General features: G+C 52.7%; 1 protein-coding gene. It reads left to right on the forward strand.

Annotation, left to right across the window (positions count from 1 at the left end; translation table 11 throughout):
• Positions 1 to 245: carboxymuconolactone decarboxylase family protein (locus HBA93_RS22805; RefSeq protein ID WP_221724751.1), on the forward strand; the 245-nt coding region annotated here is incomplete at both ends.

Below are 245 nucleotides of genomic sequence, written 5' to 3' on the forward strand. Positions count from 1 at the left end.
TCCGTTCTTCGCAGGTTAACGGCTGTTCTTATTGCACCGACTTGCACATTCGTGATGCCCATCAGGACGGGATGGATATGCAGACACTCTATATGACGAGCGCATGGCGTGAATCGCCGTGTTTTGATGAGCGTGACCGTGCAGTGCTGGAATGGACAGAACACTTGACTCAGATTGCGGTACTCGGCGTGCCGGATGCTCTTTATGAGCGTGTGAAAGCACTGTTCTCCGAAGAGGAGATTGCC

Source organism: Ochrobactrum sp. SFR4, assembly GCF_019730395.1.
GTDB lineage: Bacteria > Pseudomonadota > Alphaproteobacteria > Rhizobiales > Rhizobiaceae > Pseudochrobactrum.